This is a genomic window from Ligilactobacillus sp. WC1T17, assembly GCA_900110005.1.
GTDB lineage: Bacteria > Bacillota > Bacilli > Lactobacillales > Lactobacillaceae > Ligilactobacillus > Ligilactobacillus ruminis_A.
In genome coordinates this window covers 208,862-232,764 of record FOCC01000001.1, presented here as the reverse complement: position 1 = coordinate 232,764, position 23,903 = coordinate 208,862, and the positions used below count along the sequence as shown (strand labels likewise).

Annotated in this window: 18 protein-coding genes and 1 rRNA gene; 4 read left to right on the top strand and 15 right to left on the bottom strand. The window is 40.3% G+C overall.

Annotated elements, in window-relative coordinates:
• From BMX26_RS01090 to BMX26_RS01050, 9 genes are all read right to left on the bottom strand, one after another.
• Positions 1-177, bottom strand: a 16S ribosomal RNA gene (locus tag BMX26_RS01090); the annotation flags it as partial.
• A gap of 539 nt (positions 178-716) precedes the next feature.
• The gene (locus BMX26_RS01085) at positions 717-1,097 is read right to left on the bottom strand and encodes a DUF956 family protein (RefSeq protein ID WP_075529629.1); all 381 of its coding nucleotides are present in this window, start codon (positions 1,095-1,097) and stop codon (positions 717-719) included.
• Positions 1,098-1,199: 102 nt separating this feature from the next.
• Positions 1,200-2,114: a PTS system mannose/fructose/sorbose family transporter subunit IID gene (locus tag BMX26_RS01080; RefSeq protein WP_075529628.1), complete on the bottom strand. Its 915-nt coding sequence runs from the start codon at positions 2,112-2,114 to the stop codon at positions 1,200-1,202.
• A gap of 15 nt (positions 2,115-2,129) precedes the next feature.
• On the bottom strand, positions 2,130-2,936 hold the full coding sequence (locus BMX26_RS01075) for a PTS mannose/fructose/sorbose transporter subunit IIC (RefSeq protein ID WP_075529627.1): 807 nt from the start codon (positions 2,934-2,936) through the stop codon (positions 2,130-2,132).
• A 33-nt stretch (positions 2,937-2,969) separates the two neighbouring features.
• On the bottom strand, positions 2,970-3,956 hold the full coding sequence (locus BMX26_RS01070; protein WP_075529626.1) for a mannose/fructose/sorbose PTS transporter subunit IIA: 987 nt from the start codon (positions 3,954-3,956) through the stop codon (positions 2,970-2,972).
• A 42-nt stretch (positions 3,957-3,998) separates the two neighbouring features.
• Positions 3,999-4,541: a PTS system mannose/fructose/N-acetylgalactosamine-transporter subunit IIB gene (locus tag BMX26_RS01065; RefSeq protein ID WP_225355173.1), complete on the bottom strand. Its 543-nt coding sequence runs from the start codon at positions 4,539-4,541 to the stop codon at positions 3,999-4,001.
• Positions 4,498-4,911: a PTS sugar transporter subunit IIA gene (locus BMX26_RS01060; RefSeq protein WP_075529624.1), complete on the bottom strand. Its 414-nt coding sequence runs from the start codon at positions 4,909-4,911 to the stop codon at positions 4,498-4,500. The genes BMX26_RS01065 and BMX26_RS01060 overlap by 44 nt, the downstream gene beginning before the upstream one ends.
• A gap of 271 nt (positions 4,912-5,182) precedes the next feature.
• The gene (locus BMX26_RS01055) at positions 5,183-8,020 is read right to left on the bottom strand and encodes a sigma 54-interacting transcriptional regulator (RefSeq protein WP_075529623.1); all 2,838 of its coding nucleotides are present in this window, start codon (positions 8,018-8,020) and stop codon (positions 5,183-5,185) included.
• Between the two features lie 189 nt (positions 8,021-8,209).
• Positions 8,210-9,838, bottom strand: coding sequence for a peptide ABC transporter substrate-binding protein (locus BMX26_RS01050; protein ID WP_075529622.1), 1,629 nt, complete (start codon positions 9,836-9,838; stop codon positions 8,210-8,212).
• A 201-nt stretch (positions 9,839-10,039) separates the two neighbouring features.
• Between BMX26_RS01050 and BMX26_RS01045 the strand changes: the two genes are divergently transcribed.
• The 3 genes from BMX26_RS01045 to BMX26_RS01035 all read left to right on the top strand — a co-directional run bounded on the left by BMX26_RS01045 (position 10,040) and on the right by BMX26_RS01035 (position 15,110).
• On the top strand, positions 10,040-11,794 hold the full coding sequence (locus BMX26_RS01045) for an ABC1 kinase family protein (protein WP_075529621.1): 1,755 nt from the start codon (positions 10,040-10,042) through the stop codon (positions 11,792-11,794).
• Between the two features lie 148 nt (positions 11,795-11,942).
• Positions 11,943-14,105 (top strand): glycosyltransferase family 39 protein, encoded by a 2,163-nt coding sequence (locus BMX26_RS01040; protein ID WP_075529620.1) that lies wholly within the window; start codon positions 11,943-11,945, stop codon positions 14,103-14,105.
• Positions 14,106-14,126: 21 nt separating this feature from the next.
• Positions 14,127-15,110 carry a glycosyltransferase family 2 protein gene (locus BMX26_RS01035; RefSeq protein ID WP_075529619.1) on the top strand — a complete coding sequence of 328 codons (984 nt, stop codon included), beginning with the start codon at positions 14,127-14,129 and terminating at the stop codon, positions 15,108-15,110.
• A gap of 43 nt (positions 15,111-15,153) precedes the next feature.
• On the opposite strand, the gene BMX26_RS01030 is transcribed toward BMX26_RS01035, so the two are convergent.
• The 6 genes from BMX26_RS01030 to BMX26_RS01005 form a co-directional block, all read right to left on the bottom strand.
• Positions 15,154-16,794, bottom strand: coding sequence for a peptide ABC transporter substrate-binding protein (locus BMX26_RS01030; RefSeq protein ID WP_075529618.1), 1,641 nt, complete (start codon positions 16,792-16,794; stop codon positions 15,154-15,156).
• Between the two features lie 250 nt (positions 16,795-17,044).
• Positions 17,045-17,476 (bottom strand): Hsp20/alpha crystallin family protein, encoded by a 432-nt coding sequence (locus BMX26_RS01025; protein ID WP_075529617.1) that lies wholly within the window; start codon positions 17,474-17,476, stop codon positions 17,045-17,047.
• A 353-nt stretch (positions 17,477-17,829) separates the two neighbouring features.
• A complete protein-coding gene (locus tag BMX26_RS01020) occupies positions 17,830-18,903 on the bottom strand; it encodes an ABC transporter substrate-binding protein (protein WP_075529616.1) in 1,074 nt (357 codons plus the stop codon).
• A complete protein-coding gene (locus BMX26_RS01015; protein WP_075529615.1) occupies positions 18,900-19,724 on the bottom strand; it encodes an ABC transporter permease in 825 nt (274 codons plus the stop codon). Before BMX26_RS01015 ends, BMX26_RS01020 begins: the two co-directional genes overlap by 4 nt.
• Positions 19,724-20,530: an ABC transporter permease gene (locus tag BMX26_RS01010; protein WP_075529614.1), complete on the bottom strand. Its 807-nt coding sequence runs from the start codon at positions 20,528-20,530 to the stop codon at positions 19,724-19,726. The genes BMX26_RS01015 and BMX26_RS01010 overlap by 1 nt, the downstream gene beginning before the upstream one ends.
• A gap of 11 nt (positions 20,531-20,541) precedes the next feature.
• Positions 20,542-21,630, bottom strand: coding sequence for an ABC transporter ATP-binding protein (locus BMX26_RS01005; RefSeq protein WP_075529613.1), 1,089 nt, complete (start codon positions 21,628-21,630; stop codon positions 20,542-20,544).
• Between the two features lie 284 nt (positions 21,631-21,914).
• On the opposite strand from BMX26_RS01005, the gene BMX26_RS01000 reads away from it, so the two are divergent.
• On the top strand, positions 21,915-23,897 hold the full coding sequence (locus BMX26_RS01000) for a methyl-accepting chemotaxis protein (protein ID WP_225355172.1): 1,983 nt from the start codon (positions 21,915-21,917) through the stop codon (positions 23,895-23,897).
• Positions 23,898-23,903: the final 6 nt, after the last annotated feature.

Here is a 23,903-nt window from a genome sequence, read left to right as displayed (position 1 = left end):
GTTTCCAAGTGTTATCCCCCTCTTTTGGGCAGGTTGCCTACGTGTTACTCACCCGTTCGCCACTCAGTCTTTTAATCGCTAAATGCAAGCATTTATTGATCAAAAGCTTCGTTCGACTTGCATGTATTAGGCACGCCGCCAGCGTTCGTCCTGAGCCAGGATCAAACTCTCAATTTATAAGTTTGTGACTCAAAATTTAAATTTACTAGCGAATTGACTTCGCAAATATTGTTGCTCTTGTCTAAAACAAGAAGCCCTGCACATTTGCTTATCGAAACTTTGTTCAGTTTTCAAAGATCTGTTTCATAAGAGTTACCTTAGCGACAACTCTTATATTTTATCAATCATCAATCAACTCGTCAAGAACTTTTTTAATTTATTTTGAATAAAAATTCAAAATAAATATTTTTTTCTTGTTCAACTGACAACTTCTATAGTTTATCATTTCACCAGCTTGATGTCAATGATTAATTTTATTTTTTATTGGAGCGAAGCAAAAATATCTTTTGCCCCGCGACAACGATATTAACTATACTAGGGTTATCAGCATTCGTCAAGCTTTTTAGCGAAAAAAATATCAAAAAATATAAATGCAAATGATCTTATTTTTAATCTACCTTTTGTTCGTGATGAAAGCATTTTTATCCAATTAGGAACTTTTTTTATTCATTTATGCAGTAAAAAAATCAGGCCAGCTTTTGCCAACCTGATTTTATCTAAGCTTCTTTTTTAGCAAATTTATTTTTTAAGGCACGCTTTACAACTTGCATGAAAGTAAGTGATCTTACCATCCTTTCAGGTTCAATATACTTTCTAATCGCCCGCAGCACTTTTTTAGGCTGCTTTGATGAAAAAGTAAATGTACCGTTATGCTTCGTTTGAAAGCCATAGCGTGGAATATAACGGCCCTTAAACATTACTGAGGCAATCACTAAATCAACTTCAGTCCAAGGAATTTGGATATTCTTATTTAAATTGCGGTCATCAAAAAATTCAAACCCCTTGTCACCAACCATAATCTTGCCATAATCGGTCAAGCCCATATGTGATGTACCTTCAATAACTAAATCGACTTTTGTGTTAATTGATTGAACCATAATTTCCCTCCGTTGTGCCAAATAATTTACTAACTTTCTTTTATTATACAATAAAGCGGTCTTACCCCCCAGATAAAGACCGCTTTTATTAATTATAAATGATTACATTAAACCAATTACGTGGAATACGATACCTACAACAAAGATACCGATGATAATAACAATTGGTGAAACTTTCTTCTTAAGCAGCCACATGCAAAGGAATGTAAGCAAAAGAGCCATCAAACCAGGAATCAATTGATCCAAGTTGTTTTGCAATGTAGTAACTTTAGTTGAGTCAAGTGCCAAACCATTAGCTTGTTCAGTCAAGGCTTCCTTGATACCCGCAGCGCCATGTGGCAACTTGTCCCAGTTGATGTAAGCACCATCAGAAAGAGTAGTCTTAGAAACAACCGGTGTGAACTTGATGGATACCCAACGTTCAATCAAGGCACCTAAAACGAACATACCCATAATAGAAGCAAGGCTTGTTACATATTGAAGCATACCGCCTGACATATCGTCAGTAATATGTGAACCTGCGCGGTAGCCAAATTCTTGAGTATACCACATGAAGGCCCAGCGAATAATGTTCCATAATACAAAGAACAAGATAGGTCCTAAAACATTGCCGCCAAGAGCCAAAGATGCACCAACAGAACCAAGCATTGGACGTACAGTGTACCAGAATACTGGGTCACCAACACCGGCTAATGGTCCCATCATACCAACTTTAACACCTTGAACAGCTGTGTCGTCAATGGCAGCACCATTAGCACGGTCTTCTTCAAGGGCCAAAGTAACACCCAAAATAGGGGATGCCAAGTATGGGTGTGTGTTAAAGAATTCCATGTGACGCTTCAAAGCAGAAGCACGGTCTTCTTTTGTCTTGTAAAGTTTCTTGATAGCTGGAATCATAGCATAGCACCAGCCACCGTTTTGCATACGTTCATAGTTCCATGAACCTTGGATAAAGGTTGAACGCCAGCAAACAGCTAAACGGTCTCTTTTATCTAAAGCAATTTTCTTTTCAGCCATTGTGAGTTCCTCCCTTTATTCGTAATCTTCCAAAATGTCACCCAGTGGATCGCCTGTATTGCTACCACCGTTGCCATTGCTGCTGCCACCGTTGTTCTTAAGTTCAAGGTAAATCAAACCAAATGAAACACCCAAAGCACCTAAGGCAATCAAAGTAAGATCAGAAATAGCAGCGATAACAAAACCAATTGCGAAGAATGGCCATACTTCCTTAGTAGCCATCATGTTGATAACCATAGCATAACCTACGGCAACAACCATACCACCACCGATAGTCATACCATCGGACAACCATGCTGGCATAGCAGCTAAAGCACTACGAACAGCAGATGCAGGAATAACAAGAAGAGCAGCAGCTGGAATAGCAATACGCAAACCTTGTAAGCAAACAGCAATAATTTGCCATACTTCGATTTGGCGGTAGTTGCCTTCTTCAGCAGCACGGTCCATAATGTGGACGATAGGAACAGCGATTGTACGAACAATCATTGTTAAGAACAAACCAGCAACAGCTAAAGGAATAGCAATTGCAATCGCAGTACCGATACCATGTGTACCTTGGCCACCTTGAACTAAAATAATTGCAGATGCGACAGATGCTAAAGCAGCATCAGGAGCAACGGCAGCCCCGATATTTGCCCAACCTAAGGCGAGCATTTGTAATGAACCGCCTAACATAACACCAAGTGTGAGATTACCGGTTACTAAACCGATTAATGTACATGCCACTAGAGGTTGGTGGAATTCAAATTCATCAAGAATCCCTTCCATACCTGCTAGGAAGGCAACGATAACTACTAAAACCATTGATATAGCAGACATATCTTAATCCTCCTATTCTTAATATGAATGAAATTACATTTGCAACTCTTTACGAGCTTTGTCAACGATTTCATCCATGTTGTCTTTGGAATCTGATGGAACTTTACGTACATCAAATTTGATGCCTTTAGCTTTAAGCTTGTCGAAAGTTTCAACATCTTCTTTACCCAAGGAAAGCACCTTGTTAACCGCAACTTTGCCGACTGAGTGAGCCATAGAACCAATGTTAAGTTCCTTGATGTCAACGCCGCCTTCAATTGCCTTCAAAGCATCTTCTGGGGTTTCAAAAAGCAATAATGCTTTGGTAGCACCGAAACGAGGATCCTTTGCTACTTCAATCATCTTTTGAATTGGAATAACATTGGCCTTTACTCCAGGAGGAGCAGCTTCAGTGATTAAGTTCTTACGTAATTTGTCATGAGCAACGCCGTCTGAAACAACGATGATACGGTCTGGGCTTGTTGTCTTAGTCCAAGCTGTTGCAACTTGACCGTGAAGCAAACGTGAGTCAATGCGTGCTAAAACATACTTGATGTGGCCATCGCCAAGAACTGTACCCGGTGCAATTGCGCCGCCTGCTTGTTGTTTAGCAGCTGCTTTTTTAACAGACTTCTTAGGAGCCAAAGATTCTGGTTTGACACGAACACCGTCTTTACCAGCTTCAACAAGGTGACTGGCAATTTCGTGAGCTGTGTTCATGCTCAAACGTGATGCATAGGCTTCGATAACCATTGGCAAATTCATACCGGCAACGATTGCCCATTTATCTTTATGTTGTTCAACCAAATTGTTGGCTTGGTTGAACGGTGTACCACCCCAGAGGTCAACCAAGAATAACACTTCATCTTGGTTTTCAAAGCCGGCGATGGCTTGTTCCATCTTAGCTCTGATATCATCTGGGCCTTCACTTGGCATCAAAGTAACATGTGCGACGTTTTCTTGGTCACCAAAAATCATTTGACCTGATTGAAAGATACCGTCTGCAAAGCTACCATGACTTGCTAGGATAATACCTACCATTATTAATGCCTCCCATATATAGTATTTAAACTCCTCTTACACTCAATCTGTCTCTTGGACCAGCTTTTTTTCACATAGACACTTCCAAAAGTCGCGGTAAGGATCACTAGCAACTTTGCGGTAATCTATCGTAATATTGCGGTGATGCATCCATGTGATTACTGAAATATCTTCTTTACTCAAAGCAATTGTATCAGTAACCATCTGTCGGGAATTATCAAAACTGATTGAACCGATATTCACTGACGAAACTTTTAATCCGCCGGAAATCAACCGCATCGCATCCACTGGGTTCTCAACTAAAATCATAGCTTTAATAAAATCGAACCGTGAATCATAATAAATGCGCAGCATCTTTGAGATGGTTAAAACATGCGCCTTAACCCCCGGTGGTGCAGCCTGCATAATCAGCGTCTTCCTGAGATTGTCATGGGCAACGCGGTCCGAGACAACAAGAATGCGGTCAGCTTTCGTTATCTTAGCCCAACTCGTCGCCACTTGGCCATGAAGCAAACGACTATCAATTCTTAGAAGCCTCACATCAAAAGGCATCATAATCACCTGATTCATAATGATTGACACCATAACGACTGACTTCTTCTAAATAAGTGATAATCTCAGCCATTGTCTTATCTGATTTCCTTAACATATAAGCTTCTAAAAGCATTGCCAAATTGACGCCGCCGATTAGGCCAAAACGTTTAGGATTATCATCGACAAAGGTCTTCGCCGCATTAAAAGGTGAACCTCCAAACAAATCACACAAGAAAACAATTAGATCATCTTGTGGCATCCGTGCAAGAATTGTTTGATATCTCTCTTTGATTGAGGTTGGATTTTCGTTTAAACCAAAAGTTGCAACCTCAATGCCTTCTTGGCGGCCAAAAATCATAAATGATGATTCCACCAATTCTTGGGCCATCCTTCCATGGCTTGCAACAATTAACCTAAGCATAAAATCTATGCCTCCTACAAAGAATTATCCTTACACTATACATATAGCAACTTGCGTGCCAACTTTTGTGTATCATTAAGCACAGCCTCCCAAAAATTCATTAAAATATTTCATATATCAGCTAAACAGGTAGCTTAAAACGTTCTTATAACAATGTTTTTGAAAACGCTTCATAAAATTTTAAATTTTATTTTATAACAGCGTTTTTTCTTAAAAAAATTTCAAAAAATACACTAATACACTACATTTAGTGTATCACTACACTAGTGTATCATTTTTCTACCTTTTCTGTATCAACCATTTTGACAATGTAGTACACTTCAGCCGGGGCAAATTCAATATTAAGCCGCTCTTTAAGCATCATATCAGCTTTTTTTACCGCAGCAAAGTTTTCTTCGTGCTCCAGTTCGGCCATTTCTTCCGGCGTAGCTGTAATCGGTGTTTTAAGTAGATAACGCTCAATAGCCCCCGCCAAATGTGTCACCAAGCCCATGCGCCCGGCTTGGCTGAACTTAACGGTGCCAAAACGCTCAATCAGGTCACAATACTGCCATAAAATACCAATAATCTTTTTAGGATTGATAAAAGTATAATATTTTTCCAAATATTGGCACACCGTCTCTTGGCTCATACTGAGCGAATCATCATCCCGGTTGAAACTTTCCTGTTCATAATACGTATCCGAATCATCCAGCAGCGTAATAAAATCGGCGCCGCCGCCTTTGAAGAGGTTGTCTAAAGAGATAAAAGGCACGCCAATATTAGGGTTGGTAATACCTGTAGCTGCAATAATCCGGTAATTTTGTTCAATTTCTTCAATCCGGCCTTTCATCCCCACGACCGATAAAGGAATAACCACCACATCATCAATCAGCTGATTGATTAAAATTTCATCCAGCATTGCTTTAATTTTCTTGGCTGTGCCTTCACCGGTTGAACAAATCGCAATGATTGCGCGGGGTTTGCCGTTTTCCTGTCTGCTAAGCAGCGGCTGGCTATCATTTTTGCGCGAATAGTAGCCGTTAAAATCACGTAATTCACTATAAACCGTATTCAAGTCACTCTCAATCAGCGCGGTTTTACGAGCCGCTTCCAGCACCATCGCTGTCGTTACCATGTCGATTGTTTTAACCTCAATTCCGGTTTCGTTAGTTATCTGTTCGCCAAAACTGCCCAGCGATCCCATGTCAACCAGCAGTAAAACGCCATTGCCGTTATTAACTTGCTTGACTTTTTCAATAATTTTTTCTCTAGCAGCTTTAGGGCTCATTTCCAGCGACATATCAAACGAAGCCAAATTTTGGGCACCTAACAGCTTTTCAACGACTTGTACCATGGACGTCGCCGTACTATTGCCATGAGCCGCCACAACAATCCCAACGCTGCCGTTTTTAGGTGCTTGCTTTAAGGAAATCAGCAAAACAGCTAAATAATAAATCTCTGATTCCGGCACCATCATTTGATAATGATGCTCCAACACCGTCTTGATATATTCAGCCTGCTCTAAGGCTAAAGGATAGCTTTTTACCATCGTTACCAAATCACCAGAAACAGCTCTGATGGGCTTATGTTCATGAATTCTTTTAATGAAAGAACTGATATGCAAGCTCATGGCATAGATGAAGTTATCGCCCAGGTCATATTGATATTTTTCAGTTAAAGCTTGTTTGAGCTCTTCTGTAAGTTGAATTAACTCTTGATCGACAATCTCATGCAGACTATTTTCTTGGCGGGTCACCTTAGCTTCTTTATAGAAGGATTTCAAGTGAACATTGATATCTGTCAAAATAAAGTTATTGATTTTTTCCTGGTCTAAACCTTCATCTTTGAGCATAGCAGCTTTAGAATCAATGATTTCATAAAGGTTATAAGGCAGCTCATACCCATCGTTTTGAGAAATTATCTTGTTATTGTCAGCGGGATGTATCGTCAACAGCGGTTCCAGGATGCGGGACAATTGGTTTAATTTCTGCCGGTTACCAGCTAACTGCTGCAGGCCTAATTTGATGTTTTCCGGCAATTTATCAAATTCAATCGTCATCGTCGCATCATTTTGCATGCTATTTAAGAATGATTGTGCACATACTAATTGCACATTTGATTTCAATTGACCAACATTTCCAAAAGTGACACTGCCGATTAATGCTTTAACGACGTCTTCACTCAAATTGATGTCTTTGTTCGTCCGTCCCGCTTCAATTGCCAGTAGCTGTTTTAAGAGCTGGACTTGCTCGCGCGCACTTCTTTGGTTGAAAGCCGGCATTTTAATCGCAATCGGAATCCGGCGGACAAAAGTCTTCAAAAGACTGCTTTCAGGGTCTTCTGTTGTCGCACAAATCAAGCGCACATCACAATGGTGCGTTTTAGCCGTTTCGCCCAATTTGCTGTAAGTGCCATGGTCCATAAAATAAAAAATCATTTCTTGACCTTCCGGCGGCAGGCGGTGCACTTCATCCAAAAAGAGCATCCCGCCGTCAGCCTCTTGGATTAATCCATCATGATCTTCGTTGGCACCCGTAAAAGCGCCTTTAACATAACCAAATAAGTGCGACATCAATAATTGCGGGTTATGGGCGTAATCAGCGCAGTTAAACGTGGTAAAGCTCGGCTTTTTTAAAACACCCTGGTTGACTGCATAACGGTACATCGCATTGGCAAAATACGTTTTACCTGAACCAGTTGGGCCTGTGATCAGCACATTAAGCCCATGCGGTGGATACAAAATTGCCGCTTTAGCCTGTCCAACTTGGTTTTTTAAGCTGTCATTTCTGCCAATCATATTTTCAAAAACATCTTGCTTAATATCCTGCGTATATTGATCAACTGCTTGTGCCTGAAAAATGCCGGTAATCTGCTGCTTTCTTTTAGCATATTCAGCATTGACTGCAGGCTTTTTTACCGGCAGCGTGGAAGGATGCCCTAACACATAACGAACAGGTCTTCCATTACTTTTACTTAATTTACCCTCACGCACGAGCACATTTAATTCTTTGCTGACATTTGTTCTGACAATATCTAAAGCCTCGGAAATTTCTTTAGTGGTATACCCGGCTTTGTTTTGGCTTTGGTTTTGTTCAATGTAGGCTAAAATCGTCTCTTTACGCGTCAAATTTCCCACCCCTTTGACTTTTTTTCTACTATATTAGTGTATCACATTCGTTTAAAAAAACATTTAGATAAAAAACAAAACCGCAGCCCTGAACTGCGGTTTTGTCTAACTGTGTATAAAAGGCATTTCAAAAGCATCATTAAAGAGGCTTATGAACAAATGTAAATTGAAAACGTTGAGGAATAACCCTTACTTAGACAGGTAAGCTTCTTTCCAGTTATAGGAAACACCAGCAGTGTTGTGGATAACACCCTTGACGTTTGTTCTTAACAAGGATGGTGTATTAAGCTGGAACAAAGGTACAACACCTTGTTCATTGCTTAAAATCTTAGATGCTTTAACCATATCATTCCAACGAGCAGAACGATTGCCGGCATCAGTAGTCTTCGATGCTGTGACTAACTTGTCATATTGAGCATTGCTCCACTTACCGTTGTTGTAAGAATTATCAGAAGTAAACAAATCAAGGAAGCTGATTGGATCAGAGAAGTCAGCTGACCAAGCAGAGGCAACGACGTCAAATTGGCCGTTTTCGGACCGGCTTAAACGGGTCTTGAATGGCACATTTGAAACATTGACTGTCAAGCCGGGCAAATTAGATTCAAGCTGACTTTGCAAGTATGCGGTAATCTTCTTAGCAGTATCGGTATCGTCACCTAACAAGGTGAAGGATAAGCTGCTTTGGCCCAATTCCTTTAAGCCTTCCTTAAAAAGCTGAGCTGCTTTGGCTTTATCATAGCTAACGCCGGCTGTGGTCTTAGCTGCATCGGCAAAGTCGACGCCATTTCTCTTAGCTAAGCCGGAAGAAACAATGCCTTTGGATGGCAAAGTACCAGCACCCATAATCTTGGTTGCCAATTCCTTGCGGTTGATAGCATAAGAAATAGCTTGTCTAATCTTCTTGTTTTGGAATTCTTTTTTCATTTGGTTGAATTCCAAGTAATTAGTCCGGGCTTCTTTAATGACTGTATAAGCTGAATCATTAGAAAGCTGCTTAGCTTGTTCAGTACTCAAGATTGTCTGGTCAAGCTTCTTGGATTGATACAAGTTGTAAGAAGTTGTGGTACTCTTGTTAACCATGAAGTTGATTTTATCGAGCTTAACATGTTTTTTATCCCAATAGTTGGTATTTTTAACCAAAGACCACTTCAAGTTTGAACCCGTCCAGCCGGTCATCTTAAAGGGACCGTCATAAACCATATATTTAGCCGCTGTCCCGTACTTCTTGCCGTATTTTTCAACTGCTTTTTGATTTTGTGGGAAGAAACTTGGGAATCCCATCAAGAGTTTGAAATATGGCAGTTTCTTGGATAAAGTAACTGTCAATTTGTACTTGCCGTCGGCTTTAATACCTAAAGCTGATGTAGGCTTCTTGCCAGCTAAAACATCATCCACGTTTTTAATTCCGTCAAAAAGATAAGCATATTGTGAACCTGTCTTAGGATCAACAGTCCGGCGCCAAGAATAAACGAAATCTTGAGCTGTAACAGCATCACCGTTAGACCATTTAGCATTCTTGCGCAAATTAAAGGTATACTTTAAGCCGTCTTTCGATACTTTGTAAGATTTGGCAATCCCCGGTTCAACTTTAGAATCCTTCCCCACACGGAGCAAACCTTCCATTGAGTTGTTCAACATATCAAATGAAATCGTATCTGTAGCGGTTGATAAATCCATCGTAGGAAGTTCTGAAGCTTCGTTCCAATTCAAAACTTGCTTAACAGAGCTTGAAGATGATTTTGAACCACAACCTGTTAGTGCTAGCCCTGCAATGGCTAAAGTTGCACTAGCAGCCATTAACTTGTTAAGATTCTTCATACTCATAATCTCCTATCTATATACTTACCTTTCTCTAATGTACAATTAAATTATATTTCCTTTAGTCATCTTTTGCAAGTCTTTTCTTAATTTTTATCTAATTTTATGCTAATTTGATTTTAAATACCTTATCTAACCAGCTTGGCTATTTGCTAGACTGTGCTACAATAAATGTGAAAATAACTTAGGCAGGTGACTTTTATGAGCAATGAACACAACTCCCGTATCAATGAAATTACCGCAAAAGACCGGCGTTCGCGCTTGCTAGAAATTGTCCGCATCATGCGCAGCCATGATTTTATCCATAATTTTTCCAAGCAAACCAACCCCAAAGAAGTCAGACTAGCCTTAGAAGAACTCGGCCCAACTTTCATTAAAGGAGGACAAATTCTTTCAACCAGACCTGATTTAATTTCACCTTCCTTTATCGCCGAATTTAGCAAACTCCAAGATGACGTTGAAATTGATTCATTTGCCAGCATGCAGCAAACCTTTAAAGAACAAACCGGCGAAGATTTAAGCGAGGCCTTCGCTTCTTTTGAAGAGCATCCCTTTGCTTCTGCTTCGATTGGTCAAACCCACCGTGCCGTTTTAAAAGATGGTACCCAAGTCGTGGTTAAAATCCAGCACCCTAAAGTCCAAGAACTGGTCGAAACCGATTTAGCTTTATTCCGGCAGGCACTGCGCTTTTTGAAATTCATACCTGATATTAGTGTCATCGACCCTAAGGAAATTTTAAATGAGCTGCAAACATCTTTGCTCAATGAAATTGATACTTCAGTTGAAATTAAAAACAGTCAAGCCTTTTACCGCTTAAACAATGACCACGATATCATTAAAGTACCTAAGGTTTACACCAAATATTCCACCCAAAAAATTCTCGTTACGTCGCAAATGAAGGGTCAAAGTATCAAAAAATTGGCTGACACCCCTTTAGATAAGGATGAAGCAACGCGCCAAGAACAGCTTAAAGTCCGCAAATATGTCGCCAAAATTTTGGTGCAAAACTTCATTAAACAGGTTTTTGTGGATAATTTCTTCCACGCTGACCCTCATCCGGGTAATATTTTATTTTATAACTTACCTAAAGACGACCACCACGTCCAATATGGCACATCAAAAGTTGTCAAAAAAACCTTGGGCAAAGTCGAAGTCAAAGCCACTAAGCAGCATGTCCTACCGCCATACCGGATTGTCTACTTGGATTTTGGCATGATGGGCCACTTGACGCCTATGCTGGCTGATGGCATTGCTAAAATTGTCATTGCTATTGTTGGGCGGGACATCCGCGCAATTGGCCAAGCCATTTTAGCCGTTTGCAACCGGACAGGAAAAGTGGATCCCGAAGATTTTTATGCCGAATTAGGCATCTTTTTAGAGCCTTATTTAAAAGAGGGCTTAGGCCAAATCGATTTTCCATCTATGCTTTATCAAATAATCGAGTTGTGTCGCAAAAACCACCTTCAGGTTAAACCTGAAGTCACGCTTTTGGTCAAAGCTTTCGGTTCATTGGAAGGGTTAGTAGCCCAATTAGATCCTGATATGTCTTTGATGGATGTAGCGCGTCCCTTTACTAAAGACTACTTGAAACGCAAGCTAAACTTGAAAACCGAAGCTGAAAACACCCTTTTAACTTTGGCTCAAATTGCTAAAGCTACCCCGCAGCTGCCGATTAAACTAAATCAAATGCTGGATATCTTAACCCAGGGTCAAGGGCGGCTCACCTTAAAATTAAAGGGGCAAGACCGCCTCTTAGACCGCATAGAAGTCATTGTCAACCGGATTATCATTACCATTATTTTAGCAGCAATCATTATGAGTTCTTCGCTTTTAGTCCAGGGAAGTGCCGGGCATCCTGCAATTTATAACATTGGGGTGGGCGGATATCTGATCTCATTTATGCTGATTTTATTTTTAGCCATCACATCCTTCCATGACCATTTCAAAAAAAGATAAAAATAAAGAAGCCTTAAGTTTAAGGCTTTTTTTCTTACATTTTTCTTTAAAGCATATTCAGTAATTCTTAGGCTTCGACCAAGCTTTTCTTGATTTTTAATTGCTAAAATGAAGCACAATTAAATTTTAAGAAAGGAAGTGTCCCCTCATGAATCTCAAGGACAGCTTCAAAAAAATAAATCCTAAGCTGGCTTTAATCATGCTTTTAGCCTTATTCCTTTACGGATGGAATATCTGGAACGCAAGCAGCGCTAATAACTACTACACTGCTGCTATCGTCAGCATGACCAAAAGCTGGCATAATTTTTGGTATGCCAGCTTCGATCCGGCCGGTTTTATTACCGTTGACAAACCGCCGGTCGCTCTTTGGTTCATGGCTATTTCGGCTAAAATCTTTGGGGTTCACGGCTGGAGTATCGTTTTACCCTCAGTAATTTTTGGCGTCTTATCCGTTTACCTCATTTATGCCATGGTCAAACCTTATTTTGGCAAAACAGTCGCCGAAATCAGTGCTTTAGTCATGGCATTGACACCAATCGCTGCTGCCAATGCCCGCACAAATAACATGGATACCACTTTGGTCTTCTTCTTGTTATTGGCTGGTTTGCTCTTGCAAAAAGCCGTCAAAAAACAGAAGCTTTCACTATTGTTAATCTCATTTGCTTTGGTTGGCATTTCATTTAACATTAAGATGCTGCAGGCCTTTATGATTTTACCAGCGATGTATCTTTTTTACCTCATCGCTTCCAAGGTATCCTTTAAAAAGCGTTTAGCCCATATGGGGTTAGCAACCGTTGTTTTAGCTATTTTTACGTTAATTTGGCCCTTATCGGTTGACCTTACCTCTGCTTCGAAAAGACCTTACGTCGGCAGCTCTTCTCATAATTCCGTCTTAGAATTAGCCTTTTCTTACAATGGCGCCCAACGTTTATTAGGACAGTCAACTGGGATTGGCGGCCGCTTCTCAGGGATGGGCAATAAAAAGTCGACTACAAAGAAACCATCATCTAATTCAAATGCTCCAGCAATGCCTAACCAAGGCAAGTCGACCACTAAAGCAAAAGCTCCAACCGGCCAAATGGGTGGCCAAGGCGGCCCAGGCCAAGTGGGCGGGAAAGGTGGCAGCACCGGCACGCAAAACAATCCATTTAACATTGGTACTATTGGACCTTTCCGTCTCTTCGGACGTGCTTTAGGCGGACAAATCGGCTGGCTTTTGGCCTTCGGTATCGCCGGCTTAATTGCCAGCTTCTATGCTCTGATGGATCGTAAAAAGAAATTCTGGCAGTTAAATGTCCGTCAAAAGCAATTAGTCTTTTGGGCCGCTTGGCTGATTCCGGTAGCTGGTTTCTTCTCCGTCGCCAGCTTCTTCCACCCATACTACACCGTCATGTTGGCGCCGCCGATTGCCGTCTTAGCAGGGATTGGTTTTAGCCAGCTCTTCAAAGAAAAAAATCGCAAATTGCGTTACTTCTTAGCGGGTGCTTTAGCTATCACCGGTTTACTGCAAGCTTGGTACGTGGCCGAATACAGTATGCTTTTTGCGGGACTGCTGGCGGGCTTATCCTTAGTTGCCGTCGCCTGCTACCTGTATTTCAGTCAAAAAAACAACAAAAAACAGGCTCTTTTCGCTAAAGTATCAATATTTATCTTACTGTTAGCACCCGGCTTTTGGGCTTTGACTCCGGCTTTGGCTTCTGAATCAGCAGCCGTTCCAAGTGCCGGTCCAAGTCTTTTGACCTCCGGAAATAATTCCGGCGGCCTAGGCTCTGAAAATGTCGACCAAAAGATGCTCAAATATCTCAATAAACATGCTAAAAATACCAAATATCTCTTTGCTACCATGGATTCTAATACAGCTGCCCCTTACATCATCAAAACCGGCAAAGCCGTGATGACCATCGGTGGCTACAATGGTACCGATAATGCCATCTCACTCAAAGAATTCAAAAAATTAGTTAAGCAAGGCAAGGTTAAATACTTCTACTTGTCAGGCAAAACCACCAATTCAGCAATTGTGAAGTGGGTCAAAAAGCACGGCACTGTCGTCTATGGCAAGAGCTCAAGTTCAATTTCAAAAGTTAAAACCTTATCATTCAAAAAGCCAAGCGCTAAATCAGGCATGACTCCAGGTCAAGGCGGCCCTGGCGGTCAAATGGGCGGTACCCAAGGTCAAGGCGGTCCTGGCCAAATGGGCGGAGCTCCTAGCAAGAAAGCTAAATCAAACCAAAAGACAAAAGCCTCAAGCAAAGCGGGCGCACAAGGCGGCCCTGGCGGTCAAAGTCAAGGTGTCTTGTACAAACTAAATTAATTGACAGAAAGGATGACAGATATGCAAAATACGCTGACCATCGTTGTGCCATGCTACAACGAAGAAGAAATGTTGCCCGAATCAGCAAAAGTCTTTGCTAAAATTACGCGCCAATTGATTTTGAATCAAAAAATTTCACCCAAAAGCAAAATTTTATTTGTAGACGATGGTTCTACCGACCAAACATGGCACATTATTAAAGAGCTCGAACAACAAGATGCGCTTTTTTCAGGCTTGAAATTTTCCCGCAACTTCGGGCACCAAAACGCTCTCTTAGCCGGCATGCAAACAGCCGTAAAATTCTCTGATTGGATTGTTACCATTGATTGCGACCTGCAAGATGATCCCCAAAAGATTTTCAACATGGTCAATGAAACGCTCAAAGGCAATCAAATTGTCTATGGCGTCCGTAAAGCACGCACCAAAGACAGCTGGTTCAAACTTAATTCGGCTGAACTATTCTACACCTTAATGCAGAAAATGGGAGTTAACCTCATTAAAGATCACGCTGATTTCCGCTTGATGTCCAAAAAAGCCGTCACCAGTCTCTTAACCTACACCGAAGAAGACCTATTCTTACGTGGTATTGTCCCTAAGCTCGGTTACCAAAGCAGCATTGTCTACTACGACCGAGCTCCACGGATGTTGGGCGAAAGCAAATATCCGCTCAAAAAAATGCTGCAGCTGGCTTTTAGCGGTCTAACTTCTTTGACGGATTTCCCATTAAAATTCATCACCGGTACCGGCTTGGTAATTTTCAGCATCGGCATGTTAAGCCTCATCATTACGGCCTTTGCCAATGTCTCAGCTTTAACCTTGTTAAATCTTTCTTTATGGACGGTTGGCGGAATGGTGCTCTTTGCCATCGGCTTAGTGGGCATTTACACCTACAAGGCGCTCTTAGAAAGTAAAAGACGCCCGCATTTCCTCGTTGAAGTTGATGATTACACACCTATGTTTCAATCACACCTTAATTTAAAAAAAAATATCGTTAAACAAGCATAAAAAAAGCCGCCTTTAAAGGCGGCTTTTTTATGTGAAATTTTAGTTATTTAGCAATGTAGACATTCTTCCAGTTATTAACTGAACCAGCAGTATTTTGGATTAAGCCTTTAACACTGGTACGAACAAGTTGTGGTTGGTTCAATTGGAACAATGGTGCGATACCTTGTTCTTCGTTAATCAACTTAGCAGCTTTAACCATATCATCCCAACGTGCAGAAGCATTGCCGGCATCAGTGGTCTTAGACTTAGCAATCAACTTGTCGTATTCGGTATTCTTCCACTTACCCATATTGTAAGAGTTATCGGAAGTGTACAAATCAAGGAAGCTGATTGGGTCGGAGAAGTCAGCGCCCCAGCTGGAAACAACGACATCAAAGCTGCCTTCTTCGGACTTAGCAATTCTGTTCTTAAATGGAACATTTTGCACTTCAACCTTTGTACCTGGCAGGTTAGCTTCGATTTGACTTTGCAAGAAGGCGGTAATCTTCTTGGAGTTATCAGTATCATCGCCCAAAATTGAGAAGCTTAAGCTCGATTGGCCGATTTCTTTCAAGCCTTCCTTCAAAAGCTGTTGAGCCTTCTTCTTGTTGTATTGAACCCCGGTTGAAGTCTTAGCGGCATCCGCAAAGTCTACGCCGTTACGCGAAACAAGTCCCTTAGAAACAGGGCCTAAGCATGGCAATGTACCAGAGCCTAAGATTTTGTTGGCCAATTGCTTACGATCGATAGCATAAGAAATTGCTTGACGAATCTTCTTATTTTGGAAGGCTTTTTGGGTTTGGTTGTATTCCAAGTAAGTTGTCCGTGCTTGCTTCAAAACGCTGTAATCAGAGTTTGAACTAAGTTGTTTTGCTTGTTCAGTACTCAAGATGGTTTCATCCAATTTCTTTGATTGGTACAAGTTGTAAGAAGTAGTCGTACTCTTGTTGACACTGAAGTTGATAGCTGTCAGCTTAACATTCTTCTTATCCCAGTAATTCTTGTTCTTCTTCAAAGACCACTTGAGGTTCGTACCTGTCCAGCCTGTCATTGTAAATGGTCCGTCATAAACCATGTACTTAGAAGCTGTACCATACTTAGAACCATATTTTTCAACTGCCTTTTGGTTTTGTGGAGCAAAGACCACAAAGCCCATTAAAAGCTTGAAGTATGGCAACTTTTTATCCAAAGTAACAACCAACTTGTACTTGCCGACTGCTTTAACCCCTAAAGTGCTGGCGTCTTTCTTGCCGGCGATAATATCATCAGCGTTCTTAATGCCTGAGAACAAGTAAGCATAGGAAGCTGCGGTCTTAGGGTTAACGGTTCTGCGCCAGCCATAAACGAAGTCTTTAGCTGTCACTTGGTCGCCGTTAGACCACTTGGCATTTTTACGCAAGGTGAATGTATAAGTCATCTTGTCTGAAGATACTTTAGTCTTCGTAGCAATCCCTGGTTCAACCTTGCTATTCTTACCTAAGCGGTAAAGACCTTCCATCGTGTTGTTTAACATGTCACCGCCAATAGTATCTTGGATTAAAGAAGGATCAATAGTTGAAAGTTCTGAGGCTTCATTCCAATTTAAAACTTGTTTATCTGCTAATTTACCATTACTTGAACTTGATGAGCTCTTACCGCAAGCCGTCAAAGCCAATGCAACGGATGCAACTGCCATCCCAGCTGCGACTGTTTTTTTGACATCCATATGCGTGCTTCCCTTCACTTTTTATTAACTCGTTTAAGATTGTTTTAAATTATATACTCGCTTTATTAAAAAGGCAATATAAAATTAATAAAAAAATATTTTTTCTAATTTTCTTAACAAGAGATGCTTCTTTTAAGCAATTAATCGCAGAGTAATCACAATTCAACCATTAATTTTAGCTATCAAAACATTAAAAAAAGGCTGAATCCCGCTCGTGGAATTCAGCCTTTTTGGCTTTTAATCAGCCTAATTAATCAATTTGAATGTGACTTGTATTAGAAATTTCTTCTTCAGTCTTAGGCAAAGTAATCGTCAAAACGCCATTTTCTGACTTAGCACTAATCTTATCCTTGTCGACATTTGGGAAGCTGTATTGACGTGAGAAACGTCCATAGCTGCGTTCGCTTGATAAGATATTTCCTTGAGAATCACTCTTGTCGCTGAAGGAATCACGCTTAGCATTAACGGTCAAAACGCCATCCTTAAAATCAATGGTAATGTCTTTTTTGTCAATACCAGGCACATCAATAGCAACTGTATAGTCCGTATCGGTTTCCTTAATATCCGACTTCAGGCTCTTAAAACTGTCATCAAAGTTGAACAAGGAACGTCCTACATTAGAAAAGAATTCATCCCCGCTGTTCATTAAATCATTAAAACGATTAGTTAATTCATTAGCCATAATAAGACTTCCTTTCTGATATCTTCACCTTTAATTGTAGTCATTTTAAAATTAATTGCAAATAAAAAGCATCAAGATAAATCATTGCTATATCAGCTGTTAAATCGCTATCTTTTTTCGTTATTTCACATCTGTGTTATTGACAAAAACCAAACTGCATGCTATGCTTAAGTTTCTAGATTATACGGTGCAGGTGCTTGTGTGGAAAAACAAGCACCATTTTTTATTTACAGACAAAATACCCCAAAAAAGGATGCTAAAAAGGCATCCTTTTTTTGAGATATTGTATGTTAGGGTTTTTTCTTTACACCTTTATTATAAATGCTCGCTATTTTTTGCACAAATATTTGCTCTTAACGCCGATACATTTTTAATTCCAAATATAAATCATTATATTTTTCAATATATTTTTGGCCTAAATCTTCATAGACTTCCATTTGCGCCATCTGCTTTTGGCTAGGATAAAACTGGCGATCATTAGTAATCGACTTAGGCAGGTAAGCGAGCGCTTTTTTATTTGGGGTTGCATATCCAATATATTCCGCATTTTGGGCTGCATTTTTGGGATCAAGCATAAAATTGATAAAAGCATAGGCTCCTTTGGTGTTCTTAGACGTCTTGGGAATAACGATATTGTCAAACCACAAATTCGTCCCGCCATTAGGCACCACATAATGCAGGTGACTATTTTCAGACAACATTTCGCTGGCTTCCCCCGAATAGGTCACAGCTACTTTACTTTCTTCATTTTCCATATACATCTTGATTTCATCCGAAACAATCGCTTTAGCGTTAAAAGTCAAACTTTTGAGCTTATTATAGGCTTGGTTGAGCTGCGCATCATTTTTACTGTTCAAAGAATAACCTAAACTAGCCAGTCCAATTCCCATAAATTCACGCGCACCATCAACAAACATAATCTGTCCTTTAAATTTAGGATTCCACAGTTTATTCCAACTATTAACATCACTTGCTTGATAATACTTGTCGTTATAAACAACCCCTAAAGTCCCCCAAAAATAAGGGACAGAATAGCGATTATGCCGGTCAAACGGCTGGTCTAAAAAGTCTTTAGAAATATACTTCAAATTAGGTAGTTTGCTTTGATCCAGCGGTTTTAATAAGTGAGCTTTTTTCATTTTTTGAATCATATAATCGCTGGGTACCGCTAAATCATATGACGTGCCGCCTTGCTTAATCTTTGTCAGCATCGCTTCATTGGAATCAAACGTTTCATAATTAATCTTGTAGCCAGTTTGCTTTTCAAATTTCGTTATTAATTTAGGATCAATATAATCGCCCCAATTATACATATTGATGATTTTTGACCCCTTAGCACCGTCAGATTGGTTCAAAAACCAGGCTCCGCCAGTTAACAGCAGGATAATTGCTACAATTCCCAGCAAGAGTGCTTGCAATCTTCTCATTTCACACCACCGCCTTTAGAATTGTTTTTGCCAGTATCTTGGCTGATATAGTAATAGCCAATAACCAGGATTAACGCCATCAAAAAGACCAGTGTACTTAAAGCATTAATTTCCAAGCTGACACCCCGGCGTGCCCGGGAATAAATCTCGACAGCCAACGTTGTAAAACCATTGCCGGTGACAAAAAAGGTTACCGCAAAATCATCCAACGAATACGTAAAAGCCATAAAATATCCCGCAATAATTCCCGGCGACAATACTGGCAGCACAATGTCTTTTAATACCTGAAAATTAGAAGCGCCCAGGTCTCTGGCAGCATCCACCATCGAATCATTCATTTCCTGCATCTTAGGCAAAACCATCAAAACGACAATTGGAATACTAAAAGCAATATGGGATAACAGCACCGTAATAAAACCTAAATTCAAACTGCCTACAGCTGTCCCCAAAGTCGTAAATAAAATCAAGAAGCTAGCCCCGATAATAACATCCGGCGACACCATCAAAATATTATTCAACGACAAAAGCAAGGTTTTAGAGCGGTTTTGTTTGACGTAGTAAATAAACAAAGCCCCGAAAGTTCCGATTAAAGTCGCAATCAAAGCAGATAAAAAAGCCAAGATAAAGGTATTTAACAAGATAATAATCAGCCGCGTATCAGCAAATAATTCACCAAAATGTGCTAGCGAAAAACCGGTAAATTTATTCATGGTACTGCCGGCATTAAAAGCATAAAACATCAAATAAAAAATAGGGATGTATAAAAAGCAAAAGACTAAAATCAAATAGAGATTAGACCATTTAAAACGGCTTTTTTTCATTATCTTTTCCCTCCTTTTTTACGTTCGGATGTGAGGGCCATCACAATAAACATCGCGATAATCAGTACCACCCCGATGGTCGACCCCATCCCCCAGTTTTGCGTCACTAAAAAATGCTCTTCAATGGCTGTCCCCAAAGTAATGACCCGGTTTCCGCCAATTAAGCGGGTAATCATAAAGAAGGACAGCGATGGAATAAAGACCGCTTGAACACCTGACTTAACCCCTTCTAAAGACAAGGGAAAAATCACCTTGGTAAAAGTCTGCCACGCATTGGCTCCTAAATCCCGCGAAGCTCTGATTAAAGAGTTATCGAGCTCTTCTAGGCCGTTAAAAATCGGGATAATCATAAATGGCAATTGAATGTACATAGCTACCACCATAAAACCGACATCCGTAAATAAAAATTGATGCGGCGCTAAGCCAAAGAACTGCAAAAAGTGGTTAATACTGCCATGCAAACCAAAAATCCCGATAAAAGCATAGGCCTTCAGCAGCATATTAATCCAAGTCGGCAAAATAATCAGCAAAAGCCATAAATCACGATGCTTTAATTTCGTTAAAAAATATGCCGTCGGATAACTGACAATCAGCGTAACCAAAGTAATCAAAAAAGCATACCAAACAGAGTTAAAGGTCATCATCAAATATTTGCCGGAAGCAAAATACGTCGCATAATTGGCTAAGGTAAAGTGGCCCTGACTATCTAAAAAAGAGTAGCCAAAAATCAAAATTACCGGTGCAATCACAAATAAAACCAGCCAAATAAAGTAAGGAATCGCAAATAAGGTATTATATTTCTTCAAAATAACACCGCCTAACCTTCATAGCTGTCCAAACGCGCATCAAATTCAGCTTCAGATTCATTAAAGCGCATAACATGGATATCTTCAGGATCAAAATAAAGGCCAATCAAACTTCCAGGTTCGGCTTTTTTAGTGGTATGCACCATCCATTCATTTTGTACTTCATCATGACAGATAATTTCATAATGCACTCCACGGAATAAAACAGTGTCCACTGTTACCTTTAATTTACCATGATCAACATCGGTCAAATCCAAATCTTCCGGACGCAAAACCACTTCAACCGGTTCATTTTCCCGTATGCCTTCATCTACACATTCGAATTCCTTGCCGGCAAATTTAACCAGATTATCCCGCAGCATAATTCCTTCAATAATATTGCTTTCGCCAATAAAATCAGCCACATAGTGGTTAATTGGTTCATCGTAAATATCCACCGGACTGCCGGTTTGCACAATATTGCCATTATCCAGCACAAAAATTTCATCACTCATCGCCAAAGCTTCTTCTTGATCGTGCGTAACAAAAATAAAGGTTATCCCCAATCGTTGCTGTAATTCCCGCAATTCGTACTGCATTGCCAGCCGTAATTTATGGTCTAAAGCTGACAAGGGTTCATCTAAAAGCAAGACTTTAGGTTCATTGACAATCGCCCTAGCAATGGCAACCCGCTGCCTTTGTCCCCCAGACATTTCATTAATTCCACGTTTTTCATAACCGGCCAATTGGACCATTTTCAGCGCTTCTTTGACTTTTTGATCAATCACGTCCCGAGGCATTTTCTTAATCTTTAACCCAAAAGCAATATTGTCATAAACATTCATATGTGGGAATAAAGCATAGTCTTGGAACACGGTATTAACTTGACGCTTGTTAGCCGGCACTTCATTAATGCGCTGACCTTCAAAGAAAATATCGCCTTTTGTCGGCTCTGAAAAGCCTGCAATCATCCGCAAAATTGTTGTCTTGCCACAACCCGACGGCCCCAGCAAGGTGTAAAACTTTCCTTCCTCAATGTCAAAAGTAATATCCTTCAAAACCGGTACATCATCGTCGTAGCATTTGACAACATGCTTAAATGAAATAATTGGTTGCTTCAACTTTAACCACCCCTTGTTAGCAATAATTTAAACGTTTTTACGTTCACTTGCCATTATACATGATTATCAGCTTTTTTAGGCTAAAAGATTCTGTCTTTGCATAAAAAATAATAAATAAAAAAGGACAATTAACTCCGCAAAAGAAACCGCTTATTTAAACATAAAAAAACAGCAAACGCTTAAATTTTGTTTAATACTTCACAATTATTAATAAAAAATTTAACATTACCGTGTTATAAAAGGATTGTGAATGCAATTATATCTTATTTTTGGAGGTTAACTTTGTGAAGAATAAAAACTTCTCGCTTAAGGCTAAATTGCTTTTAACTGCCCTGCCCATCACCCTGCTGATGATTATCATCCTAGTCGTCATCTCCTATTTTTTCTCAGCACGGATTATTCGGCAGGAATCGCAAAGCCTTTTAGAAACATCAATTTCAAAGCAGCAAGACGGCATTGAAAATTGGATTGCCCAAAATCTGGATATCTTTGGTTCAGCTAAAAAAGCCATCGAAGCAACTAATCCTAACGATGCGCAATTGCAGCAGCTAATCAATGGCTATTACAACTTTAATTCCAACTCCCCTAACGGAATTTATGTTGCTGATAGTCAAGGTCATTATCTGCAGGCAGCCAAATCTGACCAAAAGATTCCGCAAAATCCTGCCAAAGAGACGTGGTATAAACAAGCTTTAACGCATGTTAACTTGAAATTCGGCGCTTCTTATACGAATAACAGCGGTAAAAGAGTTATTTCAGCTACTGGTATTATTGCCAACAAAGGAAGTAATCTTCAGGTTATTGGGGCTGATTTTAATTTAGACCGCGTTTCCACTATTGTTAACTCGAATATTTCCATGGAAGGAGCTAAAGCTTTTTTAGTCAATTCTAAGGATTACACCGTAATGGCTGACCGCAATTCAAATTATGTCGGCCAAAAATTAACCGCTGCTAAAATGCCTAGTGTCTACCGTAAAGTTTCAAAAATGATTAAGCGCAGTGATTTTGCAACTAAAACAAAGGGACAAAATTTCATTGCCATAACCAAAATTAGCGGTACTGATTGGATTTTAGTCTCCTATATTCCAACCAGTGTTATTTTGGCTAATTTATACAAATTGCGGCTGATTATGATTGGTGTCAGCATCATTACCCTGCTGGTAGTCGCTTTGGCTATCGCCCGCATTACGAGCCGCAGTCTTAAACCAGTCACCCAAATGACACAGGTCATCACTCAAATGTCAAACGGCGACTTTACCGTTGATATTCACACCAAAGGCAGTGATGAAATTGCAGCTATGGCACAAAGCGTCAGCCAATTCATTCAAAATATGCGACAAATGCTGCTTAAAATCACCAATATTTCAGGCAGCTTGGAAAAACAGGCTGTAAATAGCGAAAATGTCGCTAATAAACTGCATCAAGCTTCCGAAACACAAACCACATCGATGAATGAATTAAATACCACTGTAGACCAATTGTCGCTTTCTGTCACTGACATCGCTGAAAATGCCAGCCAATTGGCTGAAGTTGTGACTGACACCAAAGATAACAGTGACCAGGCCCGTGCCAAAATGGATGAGACCGTCGATGTCACCGAACAAGGTCGGCAAGATATGCAACAAGTCGCAGTTGCCTTAAATAATATTCAGACAGCCGTCACTACTTTGCAGGCTTCCATTAACAAGGTGGGCCAAGCTTCTGGTGAAATCGTCAATATCGTCCAAATTATCGGTGAAATTGCCCATCAAACCAACCTCTTGTCGCTCAATGCTTCCCTTGAAGCTGCCAGAGCTGGCGACGCCGGCAAGGGATTTGCTGTAGTAGCTTCTGAAATCAATAATTTAGCTAAAAGCAGTGCTGCTTCTGTAGCGCAAATCGATGATTTAATTAAAGAAGTGAATACTTTAGTAGCTGATACCGTCAACCAAGCTGATACCAGTGTCAAAAATATCACTGATAGTGCTGGCCTTATCAACACAGCGATTAACAGCTTCAATCAAATTTACACGAACATTCAAGAAACCAGCAGTATGATTTCCCAAGTGGTCGCTAAAATTGATGGCGTTGATCAAGTTGCTACCAATGTCGCTGCTATCTCGCAAGAACAGGCTGCCAGCTCCGACGAAATCAGTGCTACTTCTGAAACAACCTTATCCCAAGCTGCCTCAATCGCTGAAAACAGCAGCCAAGTTGCGACAGAAGCCAAGCACCTGGCAGATACTTCCGAAGATTTGGCTCACGAAGTCAACCGCTTCAAGATTTAAAGGAGG